This is a genomic window from Paraburkholderia bannensis NBRC 103871, assembly GCF_000685015.1.
GTDB lineage: Bacteria > Pseudomonadota > Gammaproteobacteria > Burkholderiales > Burkholderiaceae > Paraburkholderia > Paraburkholderia bannensis.
On record NZ_BAYA01000004.1, the window covers coordinates 315,973 to 338,547 of the forward strand.

The window sequence follows — 22,575 nt, forward strand, 5'->3', positions numbered from 1 at the left end:
CTTGGTCTGCCCTTTTTGAGCGCGGCGTTGCGCACGCCTTAGTCGAAACGTCCGGTGCGCGCCATTTCCATCAGCCGCGCGATGCGCTCCTCGGTGGCCGGGTGCGTCGAGAACAGGTTCGCGATCGCGCCACCCGCGAGCGGATTCATGATCATCATTTGCGCGGTGGCCGGGTGCTGCTCGGCGGCCGGGAACGGAATGCCCTGCGCATAGCGATGAATCTTGTCGAGCGCCGATGCCAGCGCCTGCGGGTCGCCCGAAATCTGCGCACCGCCGCGATCGGCTTCAAATTCGCGCGCACGCGAAATCGCCATCTGGATCAGCGCGCCCGCGATCGGCGCGAGCAGCGCCACGGCGATGCCCGCAATCGGATTTGCGGGACGACCGTTCTCGTCGCGGCCGCCGAAGAACATCGCAAAGTTCGCGATCGCCGAAATCGCGCCGGCCATCGTCGCCGAGATCGTCGAGATCAGGATGTCGCGGTGCTTCACGTGGGCCAGTTCGTGCGCCATCACGCCGCGCATTTCGCGCTCGGAGAGCACGCGCAGGATGCCGGTCGTCGCAGCGACGGCCGCGTGTTCGGGATTGCGGCCCGTGGCGAACGCGTTGGGCGCATCTTCGTTGATCAGGTAGACGCGCGGCATCGGAATGTTCGCGCGCGTGGCCAGTTCCCGAACCATGCGGTAGAACTGCGGCGCCGTGGTCTCGTCGACTTCCTGCGCGTTGTACATGCGCAGAACCATCTTGTCCGAGAACCAGTACGAAAAGAAGTTCATGCCAAGCGCGATCAACAGCGCCAGCATCATGCCGCTGCGCCCGCCGACCATGCCGCCAATGACGATGAAAAGGGCCGTAATCGCGGCCATCAACATCGCGGTTTTGACCCAGTTGAACATGTTCTGTGCTCCTTCACCCATCAGATATCGAATCAGTCATCGAAACGCCCGCTGTCGCAACCGCTGTCACAAGCTCGTGACACCTACGACAGTCGCAGCGAGCGCATTGTAAGCGATTTGTTAGATATGGACGGATCGGAAAAATTCAATCTCAGCGCGTGCTGGTCGCGAGTTTCACGCCCAGCCCCACGAACGCCGAACCGACCGTGCGGTCGAGCCACTTCCTGATGCCCGGCTTGCCTGAAAAGCGCTGCGTGACGCTGCCCGCGATCCACGCGACAAAGCTGTTCCAGACGGTGCTCATCAGCACGAATACGCTGCCGAGCGCGAGGAACGCCAGAATCTTGTGCGGGCTCGTGACGGCCACGAACTGCGGGAAGAACGACACGAAGAACAATACGACCTTGGGGTTCAGCACGTTAGTCCAGAAGCCCGAGAGGAACAACTGGCGCAGCGGGCGCGGCTGGGCGCCGGTTGCGGCGTTCGTCGGTGCCGCGGGTGTGGCGTCGGTCTGCTTCGTGAGGATCAGCCGCACGCCCAGATAGCAGAGGTAGCACGCGCCCACCAGCTTGATGACGGTAAACGCGGTAGCCGAAGCCGCCAGCAGCGCGGTCAGCCCGAAGGCGCAGGCGAGCGCATGCACGCAACAACCCGCCGAGATGCCCAGCGCCGATACGAGACCGGCGCTGCGCCCTTGCGCAACGCTGCGGCCCACGATGTAGGCCGTATCCGGGCCCGGCGTGACGTTCAGGAGGAGGACGGCGACCAGAAAGAAGCCGAAGTGGGTGATGCCGAGCATGACGTTCTCTGACTAAGCGACTGAAAAAACGGCTGAAAAAACGCGGCCGCCAAGGGCGGCGACGCATTGACCGATTTTAACGCGCGCCGCTTGACGCGCGTTGCCGCCCTCTTCGCTTTGCCGGAGCGTCTGGCGCGGCGCTTAAGCCGCCGGGGAATCGTTGAGCGCGAAGCGCTGACCGGCCGTCAGCGCCATACCTGCCAGGAACTCGCGCGCGGGCAGGCGCTTGCCGCCCGGCTTTTGCAGTTGCGTGAAGCGCAGCGCACCCTCGCCGCACGCCACCACCACACCGGCGGGCGACACGTCGAGGATCTGGCCAGGTTGCGCACCGGCCGGCACCGTCACGTCCTGCGCGACTTCGGCGGCCCACAGCTTGATGAGCGCGCCGTCCAGCGTGGCCGCGCCGCCCGGGAACGGGTCGAACGCACGCACCTGGCGTGCGAGCGCTTCGGCAGGGCGGCGGAAGTCGAGCGCGGCTTCCTGCTTGCCGATCTTTTCCGCGTAGGTCACCCCGTCGGTGGGCTGCGGCGTGATCGGCAACTGCCCCGTGCGCTCAAGCTGCGTCAGCCAGTCCACCACCAGCTGCGCGCCCAGCGTCGCAAGGCGGTCGTGCAGCGTAGCGGTCGTGTCCGTCGGCGCGATGGGCGTGCGCACTTCCGAGATCATCGGGCCAGTGTCGAGGCCCGCGTCCATCTGCATCAGCGTGATGCCGGTTTCGGCGTCCCCGGCTTCGATCGCGCGGTGGATCGGCGCGGCGCCGCGCCAGCGCGGCAGGATCGACGCGTGGATGTTGATGCAGCCCGACGGCGGAATATCGAGCACTTCCTGCGGCAGGATCAGCCCGTAAGCGGCGACCACCATGACGTCGTGCGGCGTGGCGTTGAGCAGGTCGAGCGCGGCCGTTGCTTCTTCCGGATATTTGCCCGCGCGGCGCAGCGAGGTCGGCTGCGCGACGGGAATGCCGTGCTCTTCGGCGTAGCGCTTGACGGGGCTCGCCTGCAGTTTCATCCCGCGTCCGGCAGGACGATCGGGCTGGGTCAGCACGAGCGGCACGGGAAAGCCCGCCTCGTGGATCGCGGCAAGCGCGGCGGCGGCGAATTCCGGCGTACCGGCAAAAATCACGCGAAGAGAATGGCTCATGGGCAGATCGGCAAGTCGAACAAGGTCAAGACGTGGCGCGCTTACATCGCGCGTTCGAGCTTCTTCATCTTGCTCTTGATGCGCGTCTGCTTCAGCGACGACAGATATTCGACGAACACCTTGCCCATCAGGTGATCCATTTCGTGCTGGATGCACACGGCAAGCAGGCCTTCGCAATCGACTTCGTAGCTCTCGCCCTTCTCGTTGAGGGCGCGCACGCGTACTTTTTCCGCGCGCTCGACTTCGTCGTAGATGCCCGGTACGGAGAGGCAGCCCTCTTCGTGGATTTCCCGTTCCTTGCTTGACCAGACGATTTCCGGGTTGATGAAGACCTGGAGTTCGTCGTGCGTGTCGGACACGTCGATCACGACGACGCGCTCGTGCACGTCGACCTGGGTGGCCGCGAGGCCCACGCCGGGCGCCGCGTACATGGTTTCAGCCATGTCGGCGACGAGCTTGCGGATACGGTCGTTGACGACCTCGACCGGCGCGGCGACCTTGTGCAGACGCTTGTCCGGGTAATGAAGAATGTTCAGTAGAGCCATGGTTCGACAGGTTTCTCGTTGGGCGCCGCGGGGCGGGCGCGCTGGCTTGTGCGCTTGTCACTCAAGTCACTCAAGCGCGCGTTGGCCGTTCGGCCAGCTGGTGAGCCCCATGCGGAAAACAGAAGATATGCGGACGATATACGGACAAATCGACCGGAATCAACGCACCGCCGGCCACCTTGCGCGCACCTTGCACACACAATTGGCCACAGCGGCAAAGCGGCGCCCGACGGGAGCACGGGGCCGTCCGGCGCCATGCCGGCAGCCCGCCGTGACGATGCGTCACAGCGCCGCAAATGTATTTCGGATAGTGAAAATTTTAACACGACGGGCCAGGCTTCGCCCGCTGACCAGAGTTGCGCCCATGCTCGCTCCCTTACCGCTGTCTACCGACGAATCCGGCGCGTGGTTGCGCCTTGCTCACGCGCGCGGTCTCAAGCCCGTGGCGCTGCGGGCGTTGCTTGGCGCTTTCGGCTTGCCGCAGCGGGTGCTGGCTCAGACATTCGAGGCGCTTGCGGCAGTCGCTGGAACCCAAGCCGCGCACGCCGCGCTCGCGCCGCAGCCCGCCGGTTTCGGCCAGCAGCTGGCCGACTTGCAGGCGTGGTGCGCGTTGCCGGGCAACGCCTTGATCACGCTCGCCGATCCTGCCTACCCGCCGCGGTTGCTGACGATGACGGATCCGCCAGCGCTGCTCTACGTGAAGGGTCGGATCGAGCTGCTGCACGCGCGCAGCGTGGCCGTCGTCGGCAGTCGCAGCGCCACGCCGCAGGCGCTGGATGACGCACGCCGCTTCGCGAGCGCGTTCGCGGCGGCGGGCCTCGCGGTCGTGTCCGGTCTTGCGCTGGGCGTGGACGGTGCGGCGCACGAGGGCGCACTGGACGAACGCGGCGGCACCGTCGCGGTAATCGGCACCGGCGCCGATCTCGTCTATCCGGCCGCGAATCGCCCGCTCGCGCTAAAGATCGCCGCGCTGGGCGCGATCCTCAGCGAATGGCCGCTGGGCACGCCCGCGCGCTCCGCCAATTTCCCGCAGCGCAACCGCGTGATCTCGGCGCTCGTGGAAGGCGTGATCGTGGTCGAGGCCGCCATGCGCTCGGGCTCGCTCATCACCGCGCGCCTTGCCAATGAAATGGGGCGCGACGTGTTCGCGCTGCCTGGCTCGATTCACGCGCCGCTTTCGCGGGGGTGCCATCGGCTCATCAAGGAAGGGGCGCAACTGGTCGAGACGCCTGAGGAGGTGCTCGAAGCGCTAGGCCTGGCGGCACAAGCAACGCAACCGGCGCAATCGCCGCAGGCCGTGCCCTCGCAGCGAACAGGTTCTGCAACGCGCAGACGCAGCACCAGGGACGAACAGACGCTACCGCTTGCGCTCGATTCACCCTCGGCAACAAACCCGCCCACGCTCGAACCTCAAGCCCAGGCCCTGCTCGCCGCGCTGGGCCACGCCCCCGCGACGCTTGAAATCCTCGCCCAGCGCACCGACATGGCCGAAGCGGTGTTGCAGGCCACGCTGCTGCGGCTCGAACTGGCCGGTCACGTGAGCGCGCTGCCGGGTGGACGCTTCATGCGGGCGTCCCGCCGCTAGTGCGCCGCCGTGTTACATTCGCGCCAAATGCACCATGTGCAACGCCGATTCTATATAGAAGAGACCGCAAGGAACGACCATGCCCGCGCTTGACCTCGACACCGACGCCGACCAGATCGCCGAGCGCGTCAGCGACCGCGACACGCTGTTCGTCGCGTGCCTGTGCGCGCAGTGGTGCGGCACCTGTCGCGACTATCGGGCGACCTTCGACCGGATCGCGGAAGCGCATCCGGAAATCTGCTTCGCCTACATCGATATCGAGACGCACGCCGACCGCTTCGACGACCTCGACGTGGAGAACTTCCCCACGATCCTGATTGAAGACAGCAAGGCCACACGCTTTTTCGGCACGGTGCTGCCGCACGCCGCCGTGGTCGAGCGCATGCTCGCCGACCTGACGGCGCTGCCAGGCGTGGCCGATGCGCCCAAGCTGCGGCCCGCGCTGCTCGAAGCCTGAAACCCACACGGGCGAAGCCTGTCGAACCCCGGAAGCCAGATCAAGCCTGCCGTCGCCAGTCAGGCCCGTCCCGCTTGCCCGGCGGCGCGCAGCGCCTTTATGATTGGCGCCCTTACGAAAGCGCCAAATACGCCATCGATACCGGTTAGCGCACCGCCCGGCCGATGACAAGAAAATCGCCGTCCGCGCGCCATGTGCTATAAAGCGGTCGTTAACGAGGCGCCCGACGGCGCGACGGCCACGCGGCCAATCCAGACGGCATAACCGCGGGGCGCCCACCCGGATACACCCACACACAACCAGTCATGTCCAAAGCTCTGATCATCGCCGAGAAGCCATCCGTCGCGAACGACATCGCGCGCGCTCTGGGCGGATTTACCAAGCATGACGAGTACTACGAAAGCGACGACTACGTGCTGTCGTCGGCGGTCGGCCACCTGCTGGAAATCGCCGCGCCCGACGAGTACGAAGTCAAGCGAGGCAAATGGAGCTTCGCGAACCTGCCCGTCATTCCGCCCCACTTCGACCTGAACCCGATCGCCAAGAGCGAGTCGCGGCTCAAGGTGCTCACGAAGCTGCTCAAGCGCAAGGACGTCACCAAACTGATCAACGCCTGCGACGCGGGGCGCGAGGGCGAGCTGATTTTCCGCCTGATCGCGCAGCACGCGAAGGCGAAGCAGCCCGTCCAGCGCCTTTGGCTCCAGTCGATGACGCAGCAGGCGATCCGCGACGGTTTCGCGAACCTGCGCAGCGACGACGACATGCTGCCGCTCGCCGACGCCGCACGCTGCCGCTCGGAAGCCGACTGGCTCGTCGGCATCAATGGCACGCGCGCCATGACGGCCTTCAACAGCAAGGGCGGCGGCTTCTTCCTGACCACGGTGGGTCGCGTTCAGACGCCAACGCTGTCGATCGTCGTCGAACGTGAAGAGAAAATCCGCCGCTTCGTGCCGCGCGATTACTGGGAAGTGCGCGCCGAATTCGTCTGCGCGGGCGGCTTCTATGAAGGCCGCTGGTACGACCCGAAATTCAAGAAGGATGAGCACGATCCGGAAAAGCGCGACTCGCGCCTCTGGAGCCTGCCGGCCGCCGAGACCATCGTCGCCGCCTGTCATGGCCGCGAAGGCACGGTCACCGAAGAATCAAAGCCGTCCACCCAGCTCTCGCCTGCGCTCTTCGACCTGACGAGCCTGCAGCGTGAAGCCAACGGTCGCTTCGGTTTCTCGGCGAAGAACACGCTGGGCCTCGCCCAGGCGCTGTACGAAAAGCACAAGGTGCTCACCTATCCGCGTACCGATTCGCGCGCGCTGCCCGAAGACTATCTCGGCACCGTGAAAGAGACGATGGAGATGCTCAAGGAGAGCAACAACTACCTGCCGTTCGCCAAACAGGCGCTCGAAAAGGGTTGGGTGAAGCCGAACAAGCGCATCTTCGACAACTCGAAGATCAGCGACCACTTTGCAATCATCCCGACGCTGCAGGCGCCGAAGAACCTGTCGGAGCCGGAGCAGAAGCTGTACGACCTCGTCGTGAAACGCTTCCTCGCCGTGTTCTTCCCGGCGGCGGAGTTCCGCGTCACCACGCGTATCACCGAAGTCTCCGGTCATCACTTCAAGACCGAAGGCAAGGTGATGGTCGAACCGGGCTGGATGCAGATTTACGGCCGCGACACCACCGGCGAGGACGCCAACCTCGTGCCGGTGAAGAAGGACGAGAAGGTCAAGACCGACAAGATCGCCGCGCACCAGCTCGTGACCAAGCCGCCCGCACGCTACAACGAAGCGACGCTGCTTTCGGCGATGGAAGGCGCGGGCAAGCTCGTCGACGACGAAGAACTGCGCGAGGCCATGGCCGCGAAGGGTCTGGGCACGCCGGCCACGCGCGCGGCCATCATCGAAGGTCTGCTGGGTGAAAAGTATCTCGTGCGCGAAGGCCGCGAGCTGATTCCGACCGCCAAGGCGTTCCAGCTCATGACGCTGCTGCGCGGCCTGGGCGTGGAAGAACTGACCGCGCCGGAGCTGACCGGCGAGTGGGAATACAAGCTTTCGCAGATGGAGCGCGGCAGGCTCGCGCGCGATGCGTTCATGCAGGAAATTGCCCGCATGACGCAGACCATCGTGAAACGCGCGAAGGAATACGACTCCGACACGATCCCCGGCGACTACGCGACGCTGCAAACGCCGTGTCCGCATTGCGGCGGCCAGGTGAAGGAAAACTATCGCCGCTTTGCGTGTACGAAGTGCGAGTTCTCGATCTCGAAGATTCCGGGCGGCCGTCAGTTCGAAATCCCCGAAGTCGAAGAGCTGCTGCAGAACAAGACGATCGGGCCGCTTTCGGGTTTCCGCAGCAAGATGGGCCGGCCCTTCTCGGCAATTCTGAAGCTGTCGTTCGACGACGAGATCAAGAACTTCAAGCTTGAGTTCGACTTCGGCCAGGATTCGGGCACGGAAGACGGCGAAGCGCCGGACTTCTCGCAGCAGGAAGCCGTCGGCGCCTGCCCGAAGTGCAAGGGTCGCGTGTTCGAGCACGGCATGAGCTATGTCTGCGAGAACTCGGTCGCGAACCCGAAGACCTGCGACTTCCGCTCGGGCAAGGTGATTCTCCAGCAGGAAATCGCGCGCGAGCAGATGACCAGGCTGCTGACCGAAGGCCGCACGGATCTGCTGACGAACTTCAAGTCGTCGCGCACGGGCCGTAATTTCAAGGCGTTCCTCGTCAAGCAGCCGGACGGCAAGATCGGCTTCGAGTTCGAGAAGAAAGAGCCGAGCGCGAAAACGGCCGCCAAAACGGCGAAGAAGACCACCGCCAGCGCGGACGCGGGCGAAGCCGCGAATGACGCGGCCAACGACGCCGCCGAGGCTCCGGCCAAGCCGGCGCGCAAGACTGCCGCGAAGACCACGGCAGCCAAGGCCGCACCGGCTCGCAAGACCGCCGCGCGCAAGACGCCCGCACGCAAGACCGGTTCGTAATTCCGGCCTGACGCGATAAACAAAAAGGCGCAGCTTCTTTCGAAGCTGCGCTTTTTTTCGTCTGTCGTTGCGCCCTGGCGGCGCAAGATCGCACTTAGAGCGGCGAAATCGCCGAAGTACGCGTGCGGCCCGTCGACGCGCGACCAGCCTTGGGGGCGCGTTCGGTTTCGACGCTGCGGCTGGAATCGAGCAGCTCGGAGATCGGCTCCGCGCCGTCGAACGCTTCGGGCACGACCGGATGCGCCGCGCCATTCGCGCTCGCCATCGCGTCGGCCGGACGCGCCTGCCCGTCCTTGACCCACTGCTCGCCGAGCTGGCTGTTCGGCGTCTGGCTGAAATGCTCGACCAGATGGTCGATGAACGTGCGAACCTTGGCCGGCAAATGGCGGCGGCTCGGGTACGCGACGTTGATCTCGACCTGCGGCAGGCGGTAGTCGCCCAGCAGACGCACCAGACGGCCGCGCGTCATGTCGCGCCCGATCAGGTAGCTCGGCAGGATCGCGATGCCCATGCCGAGCAGCGCGAACTGGCGCAGCATTTCGGTGTTATTGGCCACGATCACGTTGCTCGGGCGCACGCGGATCTCGCCATCCGGCCCCGTGAACACGCGCTCGTCGCCCCAGTATTCCGAAGGCAGCGACAGCGACGGATGCTCCATCAGGTGCTCGGGACGCGTGGGCGTGCCGTGCTTTTCCAGATAGGCGGGCGTCGCGCACACGGTCATGCAACCGGTTGTCAGGCGGCGCGTGACGATGCTTGCGCTGCGCATCTGACGCGCGGTCACGACGCCCAGATCGAAGCCCTCTTCGACCAGATCGACCTGACGGTCGACCAGCGTGACGTCGGGAATCACCTGGGGATAGCGCTGCGTGTAGGTTTGCAGGACGGGCGCGAGATTGTGCAAGCCGAAGACCACCGGAGCGACGATGCGCAGCGTGCCTACGGGCTCGTGGTTGCGCGCCACGACCATCTGCTCGACGTCTTCCAGCTCATCGAGGATCTGGCGTGCGCGTTCGAGATAGACCTGACCGGATTCGGTGAGGGAAAGGCTGCGGGTCGTGCGGTTGAGCAGACGCGTGCCAAGCCGGCCTTCCAGGTCGGCGACGTGACGCGTTGCAACCGCATTGGAAATATCCATCGCCGAAGCGGCCCGGGCGAAACTGCCGAGGTCCGCCACTTTGACGAATACTCGCATCGACTGCAAATGATCCATGAGACAACTCCTGCGTGTTACTTGTCCGCCGAAAACCGGCGGAGGAAACCGGGAATTCTCCTACGACATCGGAATTCGTGCAGAAGTTGCCTCCACTACGATGAATTTCATCAAAATTTTCGCTACTGTCACCGAATATGAAGCTGCAGGTGGCTTATTGTTTCCCATGGCGAAACAATATTGCGCAATGCAGCGAAACGTCCGGGATTGATGCGAACAGAAAGCGCGCCTTTTCGACCGATTTTTTCGCCAGTTGCTGCAACCCTTAAATAAAAAAGGCCGCTCGGAGGCGGCCCTTTTTTCAAGTGACGCTCGAAAACCTGACATTCTCAGTTAGTGAGCGCTCACATTATTGATCATCGCGGCAATCAAAGACGTCCTTCCAGCGCGGTGCGTGCGTCGCGCAAAGCCTGCGGCAAGCCTTGCGCGAGCGTCTCGAACAGCTCCGTGTGCAGTGCGAGTTCCGCGCGCCAGGCTTCAGCATCGACGGAAATCACCTGGGCGAACTGCGCCGGCGTGAAATCCAGGCCGCGCCAGTCGAGGTCGTCGTAGCGCGGCGAGACACCGAACGCATGGCCCTCCCCTTCGGCCTGGCCTTCGATGCGGCGCACCATCCACTCCAGCACGCGCATGTTTTCGCCGAAACCCGGCCACACGAACTTGCCGTCTTCGCCCTTGCGGAACCAGTTCACGCAGAAGATGCGCGGCAGCGTTGCGCCGCCCTGCGAGAGGCGTTCGCCGACCTTGAGCCAGTGCCCGAAGTAGTCGGCCATGTTGTAGCCGCAGAACGGCAGCATCGCGAACGGGTCGCGCCGCACCACGCCCTGCTGCCCGGCAGCGGCGGCCGTGGTTTCCGAGCCCATCGTCGCGGCCATGTAGACGCCTTCCGTCCAGTCGCGCGCCTCGGTCACGAGCGGCACCGTGGTCGAGCGGCGGCCGCCGAACAGGAACGCATCGATCGCCACGCCCTTGGGGTTCTCCCAATCGGGGTCGATCGACGGGCATTGCGAGGCGGGCGCCGTGAAGCGCGCGTTCGGATGTGCGGCCTTGCGGCCGGTTTCTTTGGCGACTTCCGGCGTCCAGTCGTTGCCCTGCCAGTCGATCAGATGCGCGGGCGGCGTGTCGGTCATGCCTTCCCACCAGACGTCGCCGTCGTCGGTCAGCGCGACGTTCGTGAAGATCACGTTCTCCTTGAGCGTCGCCATGGCGTTGAAGTTGGTCTTCTCGCTCGTGCCCGGCGCCACGCCAAAGTAGCCCGCTTCCGGATTGATCGCGTAGAGACGGCCATCGGCGCCCGGTTTGATCCAGGCGATATCGTCGCCGATCGTGCTGATTTCCCAGCCGTTCATCGCGGCGGGCGGAATCAGCATGGCGAAGTTGGTCTTGCCGCACGCCGACGGGAACGCCGCCGCGACGTGGTACTTGCGCCCTTGCGGCGACTTCACGCCCAGAATCAGCATGTGCTCGGCGAGCCAGCCTTCGTCGCGGCCCATCGTCGACGCGATGCGCAGCGCAAAGCACTTCTTGCCGAGCAGCGCATTGCCGCCGTAACCCGAGCCATAGCTCCAGATCTCGCGCGTTTCCGGGAAGTGGACGATGTACTTGGTCTTGTTGCACGGCCACGGCACGTCCTGCTCGCCGGCCGCCAGCGGCGCGCCCACGCTGTGCACGCAGGGCACGAACTCGCCGTCTTCGCCGAGCACGTCGTACACGTCGCGCCCCATGCGCGTCATGATGCGCATGTTCACGGCCACGTACGGGCTATCGGACAGCTCCACGCCGATGTGCGCGATCGGCGAGCCCAGCGGGCCCATCGAGAACGGCACGACGTACATGGTGCGACCGCGCATCGAACCCGCGAACAGGCCGTCGAGCGTCGAGCGCATCTCCGCCGGCGCCATCCAGTTGTTGGTCGGGCCCGCATCGTCCTTGTTCTGCGAGCAGATAAAGGTGCGATCCTCGACACGCGCGACGTCCGAGGGATCGGAGCAGGCGAGATACGAATTCGGGCGTTTCTGCGGATTCAGGCGGCGCATCGTGCCTGCATCGACCATCTGCTGGCACAGGCGGTCGTATTCCTCCTGCGAGCCGTCGCACCAGACGATGCGCTCCGGTTGGGTGTGCGCGGCAACGCTTTGCACCCATTCCACCAGTTTTCGGTGGCGAACCCAGGCCGGCGCCTGCGCGGCGGCCTGTGCGGGGAAATCGGGATGGTTCATCGATGTGTCTCCAACTGGGCTGATAAAAAATCGTTTCAGGCCCTTTCAACGCTGCTAGCGAGAGGCGCAACCGCCGCGAACCGGTGTCTTCCGCTGTATTTCGGACACCCTGGTTAGCGTGGATGGGCAGGTCGTCAAGGCCTTATCAGCGAGGGTTCGCAACCGTCTGTAAAGCGGCTTGCATCGCGGCCCGTCAAACTGATAAAAGGGAAAAATTCTCGTTCAAACTGTTGCCAGCCGTATTGAGCGCCGTCGCACGGAACGCAAATTGAATACCCGTTTGTAATGGGATCTGCGAGTCTGCGCCGCGCGACAAAGCCTTCCCCATATTCATACCAGCCTGGCCGTTGCTGCATAGTGGGATAACCACCAGATGAACACCGTATTGCATTGCGTCGAACGGCCTCGCGAAATTGCTGCACCCCAGATTGCACCACCCGTTTTGCACCACCCTTTTCCCTTGCTGCCATGAAAATTGCCATCCTTGACGACTACCAGGACGCCGTCCGCAAGCTCGACTGCTTTGAACTGCTCGCCGATCACGAGGTCAAGGTCTTCAACAACACGGTGCGCGGCCTCGGCCAGCTCGCCAGCCGCCTCTCGGAAGTCGAAGCACTCGTCCTGATCCGCGAACGCACGCGCATCTCCTCGCAACTGCTCGACAAGCTCCCGCATCTGCGCATGATCAGCCAGACCGGCAAAGCCGGGCCGCACATCGATATCGCCGCCTGTTCGGAGCGCGGCATCGCCGTGCTGGAAGGCACCGGCTCGCCAGTCGCGCCCGCCGAGCTCACCTGGGCGCTCATCATGGCCGCGCAGCGGCGCATCCCGCAGTACGTCGCCAACCTCAAGCAAGGCGCCTGGCAGCAGTCGGGGCTCAAGACCTCGGCCATGCCGCCGAATTTCGGCCTGGGCCAGGTGCTGCGCGGTCAGACGCTGGGCATCTGGGGCTACGGCAAGATCGGCCGCCTGGTCGCCGGCTACGGCAAGGCGTTCGGCATGCGCGTGCTGATCTGGGGCCGCGAGCACTCGCTCGAAGCCGCGCGCGCCGACGGCTATGAAGCCGCCGCGAGCCGCGAAGCGCTGTTCGAGGAAAGCGACATCCTCTCGCTGCATCTGCGCCTGCACGACGACACGCGCGGCATCGTCACGCAGGAAGACCTCCTGCGCATGAAGCCGACGTCGCTGCTCGTCAACACGAGCCGCGCGGAACTGCTGGAAGAAAACGCGCTGCTGGGCGCGCTGTCGCACAACCGCCCGGGCATGGTGGCGATCGACGTGTTCGAGAGCGAGCCGATCCTGCAGGGCTACAGCCTGCTGCGCATGGAGAACGTGATCTGCACGCCGCACATCGGCTATGTGGAGCGCGAGAGCTATGAGCTGTACTTCGGCGCGGCCTTCCGCAATATCCTGGCGTTCGACGCGGGCGATCTTTCGCACGTGGCGAATCCGGACGCGCTGCAGGGCGGGCGTCGCAAGTAAGCGGCGCGTTGCCTGAAGAAAAAGGCGGCCCGGTTCACACCGGGCCGCCTTTTTTCGTTTTGCTGCCAGCGTTTGCGCCTGGCTCTTACGCGTGCGCTGCCGCGTCCAGCACATCGGGCAAGCGCTCCAGAAAGCGCTGGCCGTCCTCGTAGCCGAGGTTGTAGGCGTGCTGCATCTGCTGCGGGCTCGTGTAATCCCAGCTCGAAATCGGCACCTTCGCCGACGGCTGGATATAGAGACGCTGCTGCTCGCCGCCCGCCTGTGTGCGGTGCTTGACCACGAAAGTCTGCGGACGCGGATAGAGACGCGTGACCATCACCAGCACGCGCCCGGGCGTATCGTCGAGCGCGCCCACGGGCACGTTGTCGACCATCCCGCCGTCGAGCACCGGGCGGCCGTTGCGGCGCAAGACCGGCGTAAAAGGCGGCGTGCACGACGATTGCAGGACGAGATCGGCAAGATCCTCGACGCGCTCGCAGGCCTGCGCCGTCACGAACTCCGGATAGAAGCCGAGCTTCTGGCCGAGCGTCGGATGCAGCGTCTTGCGGATATGCTTTTCGATGTTGTAGGCGATCAGCCCGGCCGCCACCGCGCTGCGCGCACCGAGCCAGCGCGGCACGTGCGACACGCCAATACGGATCTCGGGCGCGTCCTGCAACTTGCCGAACTGCGAACCGTAGATATCGAGCAGCGCCTGCCGATAGATGCGGTAGTGCGGAAACACGGACTCGCTGCGCAGCAGGTTGCCCCAGTAGGCATTGCGCCGGTTGTGCTTGAGCGCTTCCTCGTAATAGCGCATGACCCACTGCGAATCGCGCGTATAGATCATGCAGGCGGTGGCCGCACCGGCCGATATGCCCGTAATCACGCGCGGACGGATCTGCAACTGCGGTTGCACCACGTCCCAGAAACCCGCCTGCCACCAGCAGCGGTTGCCGCCGCCGGCGAAGACCACCTGATCGAACATGTCCTTCGTCTCTTCCGAATGCCGAGTCTGATAGCTTAGTCGAGCAGCGCGTAAGTCGAGGTGGCGTGAACCGCCATCCGGCCGTCTTCGTCGTAGAGTTCTATTTCGCCGAAGACCAGATTGCGGCCCATGCGCAGCACGCGCGCCGTGACCGTCACGTCGCCCTTGCGCACCGCGCGCATGAAGCTGGTGTTGAGCGCGACCGTGGTCATCGGCTTGAATTCGCCGAGCGCGGCGGAGATCGCGACGATCATCGCCGTATCGGCGGCCGCCATGAACACCTGGCCGCAGATCACGCCGCCCGCATGGCGCAATTCGCCGGAGAACGGCAGCCGCAGCGTGGCGTGCTCGTCCGTGACCTCGACCGGTTTCAAGCCGAGCGCTTTCACCCACGGCGCCAGCACGCGCTCGAGCAATGCGTCGATTGCCTTTTCGTCCATCGCTTCCTGCCTGTCTCGTATCTTGTTGGGATGTGTGCCGCGCGGGCGGGGAGTCGCGCCACGCGGCGTGGCGACATGATACTGGCTGGGATCGGCAGGGATCGGCGAATTGCTGATCAGGCAGGGAAAGTGGGGAGGATATTGGGGCTGGACTGGTGGTTTCGGAGCCTGCCCATGGGTCGTCACGATGGGTCGCCAAACCCCGTCCGAAGTTTTTTTAGGAAATTTGCGAAAAGGACTTGCCAAGTCTCAAAACGACAGGCATAATCTTTCTTCTGTTGGGGGCGTTAGCTCAGTTGGTAGAGCAGCGGACTCTTAATCCGTAGGTCGAGTGTTCGAGTCACTCACGCCCCACCAGCTAATTCATGTGAAAAGCCCGGTCGAAAGACCGGGCTTTTTGCTTTTCTGCGTCCTGATTTCTGCTTTCTTCGCTGGGTTCCCCTTGAACCCAGCGCGAACTCAAATCGCAGCGGGCGCGTGAGCCTCCCTGCGCGAGCGCACCGTCATCTTTTCCACCTTGCGGGTTTGCGGCATCCAGCGGCCAAGCGTCTGGAAGCCGTCGAGCTGGCGCAGCAGTGTGTCCACCGTCGTCAGTTGCACATGTGTCAGGTGATTCTGTCTGAGCAGCGCATGAAGACGGCGGCGCCAGTATTCGGGCCCCATCACCGGTTCCTCAAAGTCGCCCGCCAGCGATTGCGGCATTACGCGCGCAATGTGCGCGATTTCCTGTTCAACGAATGTCATGGCCACCCCCCGGTGTGTTTCGACGATTCGGCATCTATTCGACAGTGTTGCGAGCTCCGCCCGCCATACGAGTCCTACGCGCGTTTCTTATCGTATGACGTAACTGTAGGACTACCGGGAGGCTGCGCCAGCCTATTCGATCAGATAGGGGGAAATTGGGCCCTTTGCGGGTGGTTCGGGTACGCCCGATGCTCTGCGCGATCCGCCCACGGCCTTCAGGCATTGCGGCGCCCGTTTTCGGACTGCTCCGATAGGTCTTTTCTGACGGAAATCAGATCATGAGGCATCTATCGCGCTATCCAAGAGACAGCAATCATGCACGGGCACCCTACCGATAAACTCGTCGCCGGCTCGATCGTCGGCGGCATTCTTACCGCACTACTGGTCGTTCTGATGGTCTGGCTCGACTTTCCGTCGGATCGCCATTACAGCGCGACTGTCCGGCTGGCCGTGCCGGCGCTCATCTCCGCGTGCCTGCTGTTCCCGCGTCCCCTGCTGCACCGGACTGTGCTGCGCGAGAAGCGCGACCCCAACCTGCTCGACGAAGATCTGAACCTGTTGCTGCTGGGCCGCGTGCTCGGACTGATCGGCGGCATCATCTTTGGCATTTCGCTCGCCTCCGAGATCCTTTGAGGATCGCGCAGGCGCGCGCCGCGTTCACAGGAACGGCTTGCCGTCCACCTGCTCATAGACGGGATTGCCGTCGTCATCCTCGAACACTTCGAGGTAATTGCGCGCGCCGCACAGCGGGCAGCGGAACAGCGGCCCCTGGCCTTCGTTCTTGATCACCACTTCGGTTTGTTCCCACGGGGTGCCGCACGACTGGTTGCGGCAGATGAAGGTTTCTTCGGACATTGCAGACTCTCCTTGCTGTTACGGGTGCAAAGCCTACAGTAAGCGCGCCCCGCGCGGCGGTTTTTTCCTTTCGCCGCCCACTGTTCTCTTTTTGAGCACGTCCGCGACGCGTTGCGCCGTGGCGATACAGTGCGTTCGCGCGGTTTCCCGCCGCTGCGCCGCGCCTCGCACCGAATCGCCCTCGCCTTTCCCCCCGATCGCCCGCCAACGCCCGCCGCTGCGTGCCGGCGCGCCCATTGGCACGCTTCTGGCGTAAGCCTGCTCCGGTCGCGTCGCGCAAAGCACGCCCATCCATATAAACAGAGCACAACGAGGAGCACATCGATGAATCACGCGGACATGCAGTTTCTGACGACCGAGTTCCCCTACAAGAAGCAGTACGGCAATTTCATCGGCGGCGAATGGGTGGCGCCGCTTGGCGGCGAGTATTTCGACGATATCTCGCCGATCACCGGCCACGCCTTCACGTCGATTCCGCGTTCGCGCGAAGCCGATATCGAACTCGCGCTCGACGCCGCGCACAAGGCCAAGGCCGCCTGGGGCAAGACCTCGCCGACGGATCGCGCCAACATCCTGAACCGCATCGCCGATCGCATCGAGCAGAATCTGCACAAGCTCGCGGTCGCCGAAACCATCGACAACGGCAAGCCGCTGCGCGAAACGCTGGCCGCCGATATTCCGCTGGCCGCCGATCACTTCCGCTACTTCGCGGGCTGCGTGCGCTCGCAGGAAGGCGGCATTTCCGAGATCGATCACGACACGGTCGCGTATCACTTCCACGAGCCGCTCGGCGTGGTCGGCCAGATCATTCCGTGGAACTTCCCGATCCTGATGGCCGCCTGGAAGCTCGCGCCCGCGCTGGCCGCCGGCAACTGCGTGGTGCTCAAGCCCGCCGAGCAGACGCCCGCCTCGTTCCTCGTGCTCGTCGAAGTGATCCAGGATCTGCTGCCGCCGGGCGTGCTCAACGTGGTGAACGGCTTCGGCCTCGAAGCCGGCAAGCCGCTCGCGTCGAACAAGCGCATCGCCAAGATCGCCTTTACTGGCGAGACGACGACGGGCCGCCTCATCATGCAGTATGCAAGCCAGAACCTGATCCCGGTCACGCTGGAGCTGGGCGGCAAGAGCCCGAACATCTTCTTCGCCGATGTGCTCGATCACGACGACAGCTACTTCGACAAGGCGCTCGAAGGCTTTGCGATGTTCGCGCTCAACCAGGGCGAGGTCTGCACCTGCCCGTCGCGCGTGCTGATCGACGAAAAGATCTACGACCGCTTCATGGAGCGCGCAATCAAGCGCGTCGCCGCGATCCAGCAGGGCCACCCGCTCGACACGAAGACGATGATCGGCGCGCAGGCGTCGCAGGAGCAGCTCGAAAAGATCCTGTCGTACATCGACCTGGGCAAGCAGGAAGGCGCGCAATGCCTGATCGGCGGCGAGCGCAACGCGCTGGCTGGGGAGCTTGGCGATGGCTACTACGTGAAGCCGACTGTATTCCGCGGCCACAACAAGATGCGCATTTTCCAGGAAGAGATTTTCGGGCCGGTGGTGTCGGTGACGACCTTCAAGACCGAAGAGGAAGCGCTGGAAATCGCCAACGACACGCTCTATGGCCTGGGCGCCGGCGTGTGGACGCGTGACGGCACGCGCGCCTATCGCTTCGGCCGCGAGATCCAGGCTGGACGCGTGTGGACGAACTGCTATCACGCCTATCCGGCGCACGCGGCGTTTGGCGGCTACAAGCAGTCGGGCATCGGCCGCGAGAACCACAAGATGATGCTCGACCACTATCAGCAGACCAAGAACCTGCTGGTGAGCTATAGCGACAAGCCGCTCGGCTTCTTCTAAGCGCTTTCCGGGTCAGTCGAGTCAGCTAATACGGGCGCCGCATCGTGCGGCGCCCGGCTCGTTTCATCGACAAGGAGCATCGCGACATGGTCGAACGCGTCATCGCCACTCCCGCCGCGCTCGCGCTAATCGAGCAACTCGCGCGCGAGCACGGTTCCCTGCTCTTCCATCAATCGGGCGGCTGCTGTGACGGCAGCGCACCGATGTGCTTCCCGCGCGGCGAGTTCATGGTCGGCAACGCCGACGTCCAGCTCGGCGAAATCGGCGGCGTGCCGTTTTATATGACCGAAGCGCAATTCGAATACTGGCAGCACACGCAACTCATCATCGACGCGGTGCCGGGCAACGGCGGCATGTTCTCGCTGGAGCGGCCCACGGGGCTGCGCTTTCTCACGCGCTCGCGGCTCTATAGCGATGAAGAAAACGCGTGGCTCGACGCGCATCCGGTCGCGCGCGTGAGCCTATAAGACGACTCGGCCCGCTTGCGAACACCTCCAGGGGCGCGGTGATATCTTGAAGCGCAACCCATGCGCTTTCGCGCGCCCGACCCTGCGCGGCCCGTCGCGGCCGCCGAATCTGGAGACGCCATCATGCAAGACCGCGATGTGAAACTCGTCACCCTCGAGCCGATGGATCTGCTCGCCGTCGGCCACATCGGCCCGTATATGAAGATCGGCGACGCGTTCTACACGCTCGCGCAATGGCTCAGTGAGCGCAACGTGCGCACGGCGGGCGCGAAGATGGTCGGTATCTACTATGACGATCCCAATACGGTCGAAGCGTCGAAGCTGCGCTCGAAGGCCGCGCTCCATCTGGGCGAGGAAACCGATGTCGAGGTGATCTCGCCGGTCGAGCAGGTGCAGTTGCGCGGCGGCGCGCATGCGCTGGTGCTGCACAAAGGGCCGTACCAGGGACTGCAGGAAGCGTGGATGTGGTTCTACAACGAGGGTCTGCAGAAGCTTGGGCGTCAGCCGGACTTTTCGGCGCCGTCGTTCGAGGTCTACCTGAATACGCCGGATGAGGCTGCGCCAGAAGACCTCAAGACCGAGCTTTATATTCCGCTGGCTTGAGTGGGGCGATCTGGGCTGTGGCGGCAGGCCGCTGGAGAAGTTTTCCAGCGGTTTTTGCGTTTACGCGAATGGGTTCTAGGGTTTTAAGATTTATGTATACGTAAACGTAGTAATAGTTAACAAGCCCCTGGGTAATCTGTGGATAACCGCGGAAAACCATTGAGTAAACAACGCTGTGGAAAATTCATAAGTCTGCGGGCGTAAACGGGAAAATCCCAGGCAGCCGAGGACAACTTTTCCACAGTTTTCCCAGCCGCAAAGTTATCCCCGATTCGTGCACAGCGATTTCCTGGGGTTGTCCGCGAGTTATCCGCTGGGGTGTGTGGATAGATTCGCGGACTGCCGGATCGACGCGTTAGCGGTTGACCGGCTCGCAGAATGAGATGGAATCGTCGAGCGCTTTCGCGTCGTTGGCGTGGCCGGTGGTCGTGCGCAGGCGGACGGTTTTGGCCGTGGTTGTCATCGACCGCCTCGGTTCGAGTCCCGGCCAGTGCGTTTCCTTCCACGTTGCGATCCAGTCGTAGGCTTTGGGCGAATCGGCGGAGGCGACGAATTTCAGACGAAGCGTGCCGTCGAAATCCTCGCTGCAATGGGAGGACTTGTAGTCTTGCTCCGAGAAGCACGCCCGGATGCTCTTGTCGCAACTGAAAGGCACGCCCGCGACACTGGCTGCGTCCGTGTGCTGGCCCGCCGCCTTGAGTTCGACGAAGTCGGCGTATGACCATGAACCGCCGCCGCCTGAATAGGCTTCCGCCCACGACGACAGAATCGCTACGGCGTTGCGATCCGGCCCGAGCGGATACAGCGCGGGATAGATCTGCAACGGCGGATTGTCGCTGTCGCCTTGCACGTCGCGTGTGGGCGTGAAATTGCTGAAGTCCCAATCCGCCAGCACGGCCCATTCATGGCTGGCCGCGCGATAGTCGAGCTGCAAGAGCTGCGGGCCCGGAACAATGGCGTAGAAGCGGTTATCCGGTTCGCCGGCCGCGTGGTAAAGCACGGGGTCGAGGCCGTTGTCATGGGCGCTCGGCGTGCAGGCCTGCGGAGCGGCGGCGCAGGCAGGTTTGCGCCAGCCGTGGTCGGGCTCGTTTGCTGGCTTGATCTGGGTGAACGGCGTGGCGTGTACTGCGGCGTCGGGCGCAGTCTGCGCGGCCAGGATCGGGCTCGCGGCGCAAACGAAGGCAAGCGCTGAAATGCGATGCAAAATTGACGGCATGTTCATTGTTATGGATACCTATGTTTTTTGATGGGTGGATACGCTTCAGGATTTGAGCGCCTGCTGAACCGCATCCCAGTCCAGCCCGAATCGCGCGAGATATTTGCGCAGACGGTCGGCATCGTTCGGTTGTTTTTTGCTTTGCCGCGAGACCGCGAACAATGCTCGCCCCGCTTCCGAAAGACTCGCCGACGCGCGGCACACGTCGAGCACGCGTTCCAGTTGCGCACGGTCGAAGAGATCGAGTGCGTCGGCGCCCTCGCCCATCACGGTTGCGACCAGTTCGCCTTCGTCGCGCCTGCCTGACCAGGTTGTTGTGAGCCGCCCGACCTCCTCACCGGCGATGGTTTCGGTGATGCGGCCGTCATCGGCGAGCGTCGCCATGCGCGTGATCGACGCCGAGAGTTCGCGGAAGTTGCCCGTCCACGCTGCACGCGAAGATGTGGCAAACGCGAGGTATTGCCGCTTTGCTTCCACATTGAACCGCACCCGTTCGCCCTGCTCCCGCCCGAAACGGTCGAGCTCGAATTCGAGGTTCGGTTCGATATCCTCGCGGCGCTGCGCAAGGCCGGGAAGCTCGTAAGTCCACAGGTTAATTCGCGCGTAAAGGTCTTCGCGGAAGGTTCCAGCCGCCACCATCTGCCGTAAATCCCGATGCGTACCGGCGATGAGTTCGAAGTCGCTTATTACTTCGGTATCCGAGCCAACTGGAAAGAAGCGCTTCTCCTCGATCGCTTTGAGCAGCATCGCCTGTTCGTCGAGCCCCAGTTCGCCGATTTCGTCGAGAAAGAGCAGCCCGCCATCCGCCGCGCGCAGCAGCCCGGCGCGCGCCACCTGTGCCCCGGTGAATGCGCCTTTCACGTGACCGAATAGCGTGGACATCGCGGCGTCGCCACGCAGCGTCGCGCAATTGACCTCGATAAACGGCCCCGCCAGACGGTGCCGCCCGCGCTTGAGTTCGTACACGCGCTTCGCGAGAAACGACTTGCCCGCGCCAGTGGGGCCGACCAGCAGCATCGGCGCACGCGAGCGCACAGCGACGCGTTCGAGCTGCGCAATCAACGCGTTGAACTGGGCGTTGCGCGTCGCGATGCCCGCCTTGAGAAACGACACGGTTTCGTCGCGCTCGCGCGTGAAGCGCTGCGCAATGCGGTTGTAGCGCGAAAGATCGAGGTCGATGACGGAAATCGTGCCGGGCCCGCTCGGGCCTTCGTCGGTGCGTTGCGGGGGCGCGGTCTGCACGAGCCGCGCGGGCAGATAGCGGGCCTCCGCGAGCAGGAACCAGCAGATCTGCGCGACGTGCGTGCCGGTCGTGATGTGGATCAGATAGTCCTCGTGTTCGAGGTCGAAGGGATAGGCGCGCGCGTAGTCGTGCAGCGCGGCGTACACCTCTTCGAAATCCCACGGATTGCCGATGGCCAGCGGCGTGAGGCACACCTCGGTATGCGGCGACAACCGCGCGAGATCTTCCTTGATCCGATTGGCCAGGCGGTCGTAATCGGGCGAGTGCAGCAATTCGAGCCGGTCGATCGGCCAGTCGGGTTGCGAGCATAGGGAAATCGTCGGCCGCCACTTCTGCCAGCGACGCGGCGCGCGGCCGCCTTGATCGAGCACCGTGCCGAGAAATCCAATCGCAACCGTCTTGCGCACGACTATCCAGAAAGATAAGAGGCGATCTGATTGTATAGATATTCGTTGATCCGGCATCGATACGCGCCCTGTTCAATTAGCGCGATGAAAATAATTTATCCTGTTATTTCAACGACCTACGCGTCTACATGGAGAAAATGGACGCCACTGGCACGCTCCTCGCTAAATAGATCGCAGCCTGATGTCCCGCTGCCCCACGAGCCAAGGTTCAAAAACCTTGCTGGTGCGCCGCCGCCGAGTTGCTTCGTCGCGGCAGCGCATGTCGCTATGGACAGGTGATGGCCACTTGGGCGCGCCTGGCGTGCCGTGTTCGGGTTCGATTCCCGGAGCGCCCACCCTGTTCGATAGCTCGACCTGGTAGAGCAGCCGGCGCAAGCCGGACGGTAGCGGGTTCAAATCCCGCTCGAACGCTGCCCGCAAGGGCAGATTCTCGATAAGCAGTACCCGCCGGTGCGGGCCGTCAGGCCCGCCGCGCGTCGCGCC

At 63.8% G+C, this 22,575-nt stretch carries 21 protein-coding genes and 2 tRNA genes; 11 read left to right on the forward strand and 12 right to left on the reverse strand.

The annotated features are described in order from the left end of the window. Window positions 1-38: 38 nt before the first annotated feature. From htpX to def, 4 genes are all read right to left on the reverse strand, one after another. On the reverse strand, window positions 39-896 hold the full coding sequence (htpX, locus tag BBA01S_RS07495; protein WP_027815881.1) for a zinc metalloprotease HtpX: 858 nt from the start codon (window positions 894-896) through the stop codon (window positions 39-41). A gap of 151 nt (window positions 897-1,047) precedes the next feature. Then, entirely contained in the window at window positions 1,048-1,695 is a 648-nt protein-coding gene (locus BBA01S_RS07500; protein ID WP_027815882.1) for a LysE family translocator, read from the reverse strand. A gap of 141 nt (window positions 1,696-1,836) precedes the next feature. After that, window positions 1,837-2,835 carry a methionyl-tRNA formyltransferase gene (fmt, locus tag BBA01S_RS07505; RefSeq protein WP_027815883.1) on the reverse strand — a complete coding sequence of 333 codons (999 nt, stop codon included), beginning with the start codon at window positions 2,833-2,835 and terminating at the stop codon, window positions 1,837-1,839. Between the two features lie 41 nt (window positions 2,836-2,876). Beyond that, a complete protein-coding gene (gene def, locus BBA01S_RS07510; RefSeq protein WP_027815884.1) occupies window positions 2,877-3,380 on the reverse strand; it encodes a peptide deformylase in 504 nt (167 codons plus the stop codon). Window positions 3,381-3,744: 364 nt separating this feature from the next. Here def and dprA point away from each other — a divergent pair, with 364 nt between their 5' ends. The 3 genes from dprA to BBA01S_RS07525 all read left to right on the forward strand — a co-directional run bounded on the left by dprA (window position 3,745) and on the right by BBA01S_RS07525 (window position 8,391). Continuing rightward, complete coding sequence (dprA, locus tag BBA01S_RS07515; RefSeq protein ID WP_042296316.1) at window positions 3,745-4,965, forward strand: DNA-processing protein DprA; 1,221 nt, start codon at window positions 3,745-3,747, stop codon at window positions 4,963-4,965. A 79-nt stretch (window positions 4,966-5,044) separates the two neighbouring features. Continuing rightward, on the forward strand, window positions 5,045-5,422 hold the full coding sequence (locus tag BBA01S_RS07520) for a thioredoxin family protein (RefSeq protein WP_027815886.1): 378 nt from the start codon (window positions 5,045-5,047) through the stop codon (window positions 5,420-5,422). Window positions 5,423-5,727: 305 nt separating this feature from the next. Beyond that, the gene (locus BBA01S_RS07525) at window positions 5,728-8,391 is read left to right on the forward strand and encodes a DNA topoisomerase III (protein ID WP_027815887.1); all 2,664 of its coding nucleotides are present in this window, start codon (window positions 5,728-5,730) and stop codon (window positions 8,389-8,391) included. 94 nt (window positions 8,392-8,485) lie between these two features. Here BBA01S_RS07525 and BBA01S_RS07530 read toward each other — a convergent pair whose 3' ends face one another. Continuing rightward, the gene (locus BBA01S_RS07530; RefSeq protein ID WP_027815888.1) at window positions 8,486-9,604 is read right to left on the reverse strand and encodes a LysR family transcriptional regulator; all 1,119 of its coding nucleotides are present in this window, start codon (window positions 9,602-9,604) and stop codon (window positions 8,486-8,488) included. On the opposite strand from BBA01S_RS07530, the gene BBA01S_RS46725 reads away from it, so the two are divergent. Further along, window positions 9,603-9,815 (forward strand): hypothetical protein, encoded by a 213-nt coding sequence (locus BBA01S_RS46725; RefSeq protein ID WP_156965882.1) that lies wholly within the window; start codon window positions 9,603-9,605, stop codon window positions 9,813-9,815. The genes BBA01S_RS07530 and BBA01S_RS46725 overlap by 2 nt on opposite strands. Window positions 9,816-9,972: 157 nt before the next feature. Here the strand turns inward: BBA01S_RS46725 and BBA01S_RS07535 are convergent, their stop codons facing one another. After that, window positions 9,973-11,823 carry a phosphoenolpyruvate carboxykinase (GTP) gene (locus BBA01S_RS07535; RefSeq protein WP_027815889.1) on the reverse strand — a complete coding sequence of 617 codons (1,851 nt, stop codon included), beginning with the start codon at window positions 11,821-11,823 and terminating at the stop codon, window positions 9,973-9,975. A 468-nt stretch (window positions 11,824-12,291) separates the two neighbouring features. Here BBA01S_RS07535 and BBA01S_RS07540 point away from each other — a divergent pair, with 468 nt between their 5' ends. Then, window positions 12,292-13,305, forward strand: coding sequence for a D-2-hydroxyacid dehydrogenase family protein (locus tag BBA01S_RS07540; RefSeq protein ID WP_027815890.1), 1,014 nt, complete (start codon window positions 12,292-12,294; stop codon window positions 13,303-13,305). Window positions 13,306-13,390: 85 nt separating this feature from the next. Here the strand turns inward: BBA01S_RS07540 and BBA01S_RS07545 are convergent, their stop codons facing one another. Then, the gene (locus BBA01S_RS07545; protein ID WP_027815891.1) at window positions 13,391-14,272 is read right to left on the reverse strand and encodes a patatin-like phospholipase family protein; all 882 of its coding nucleotides are present in this window, start codon (window positions 14,270-14,272) and stop codon (window positions 13,391-13,393) included. Between the two features lie 35 nt (window positions 14,273-14,307). Continuing rightward, on the reverse strand, window positions 14,308-14,712 hold the full coding sequence (locus tag BBA01S_RS07550) for a PaaI family thioesterase (protein WP_027815892.1): 405 nt from the start codon (window positions 14,710-14,712) through the stop codon (window positions 14,308-14,310). Window positions 14,713-14,993: 281 nt separating this feature from the next. Between BBA01S_RS07550 and BBA01S_RS07555 the strand changes: the two genes are divergently transcribed. Next, a tRNA-Lys gene (locus tag BBA01S_RS07555) sits at window positions 14,994-15,069 on the forward strand. A gap of 102 nt (window positions 15,070-15,171) precedes the next feature. Here BBA01S_RS07555 and BBA01S_RS40460 read toward each other — a convergent pair. Continuing rightward, the gene (locus tag BBA01S_RS40460; RefSeq protein WP_063750528.1) at window positions 15,172-15,456 is read right to left on the reverse strand and encodes a hypothetical protein; all 285 of its coding nucleotides are present in this window, start codon (window positions 15,454-15,456) and stop codon (window positions 15,172-15,174) included. Between the two features lie 315 nt (window positions 15,457-15,771). On the opposite strand from BBA01S_RS40460, the gene BBA01S_RS07565 reads away from it, so the two are divergent. Next, window positions 15,772-16,089, forward strand: a complete 318-nt coding sequence (locus BBA01S_RS07565) for a hypothetical protein (RefSeq protein WP_027815893.1) — start codon at window positions 15,772-15,774, stop codon at window positions 16,087-16,089. Window positions 16,090-16,113: 24 nt separating this feature from the next. On the opposite strand, the gene BBA01S_RS07570 is transcribed toward BBA01S_RS07565, so the two are convergent. Continuing rightward, window positions 16,114-16,311 carry a hypothetical protein gene (locus BBA01S_RS07570; protein ID WP_027815894.1) on the reverse strand — a complete coding sequence of 66 codons (198 nt, stop codon included), beginning with the start codon at window positions 16,309-16,311 and terminating at the stop codon, window positions 16,114-16,116. A 324-nt stretch (window positions 16,312-16,635) separates the two neighbouring features. On the opposite strand from BBA01S_RS07570, the gene adh reads away from it, so the two are divergent. From adh to BBA01S_RS07585, 3 genes are all read left to right on the forward strand, one after another. After that, window positions 16,636-18,156 (forward strand): aldehyde dehydrogenase, encoded by a 1,521-nt coding sequence (gene adh, locus BBA01S_RS07575; RefSeq protein WP_027815895.1) that lies wholly within the window; start codon window positions 16,636-16,638, stop codon window positions 18,154-18,156. A gap of 86 nt (window positions 18,157-18,242) precedes the next feature. Beyond that, window positions 18,243-18,623: a DUF779 domain-containing protein gene (locus BBA01S_RS07580; protein ID WP_042296318.1), complete on the forward strand. Its 381-nt coding sequence runs from the start codon at window positions 18,243-18,245 to the stop codon at window positions 18,621-18,623. A gap of 123 nt (window positions 18,624-18,746) precedes the next feature. Continuing rightward, window positions 18,747-19,226 carry an AraC family transcriptional regulator gene (locus BBA01S_RS07585; protein WP_027815897.1) on the forward strand — a complete coding sequence of 160 codons (480 nt, stop codon included), beginning with the start codon at window positions 18,747-18,749 and terminating at the stop codon, window positions 19,224-19,226. A 355-nt stretch (window positions 19,227-19,581) separates the two neighbouring features. On the opposite strand, the gene BBA01S_RS07590 is transcribed toward BBA01S_RS07585, so the two are convergent. Next, entirely contained in the window at window positions 19,582-20,442 is an 861-nt protein-coding gene (locus BBA01S_RS07590) for a hypothetical protein (RefSeq protein WP_245641440.1), read from the reverse strand. A 45-nt stretch (window positions 20,443-20,487) separates the two neighbouring features. Beyond that, the gene (gene rtcR, locus BBA01S_RS07595) at window positions 20,488-22,092 is read right to left on the reverse strand and encodes an RNA repair transcriptional activator RtcR (protein ID WP_027815899.1); all 1,605 of its coding nucleotides are present in this window, start codon (window positions 22,090-22,092) and stop codon (window positions 20,488-20,490) included. A gap of 338 nt (window positions 22,093-22,430) precedes the next feature. Between rtcR and BBA01S_RS07600 the strand changes: the two genes are divergently transcribed. Beyond that, window positions 22,431-22,503 (forward strand) — tRNA-Cys (locus tag BBA01S_RS07600). Window positions 22,504-22,575 lie beyond the last annotated feature (72 nt).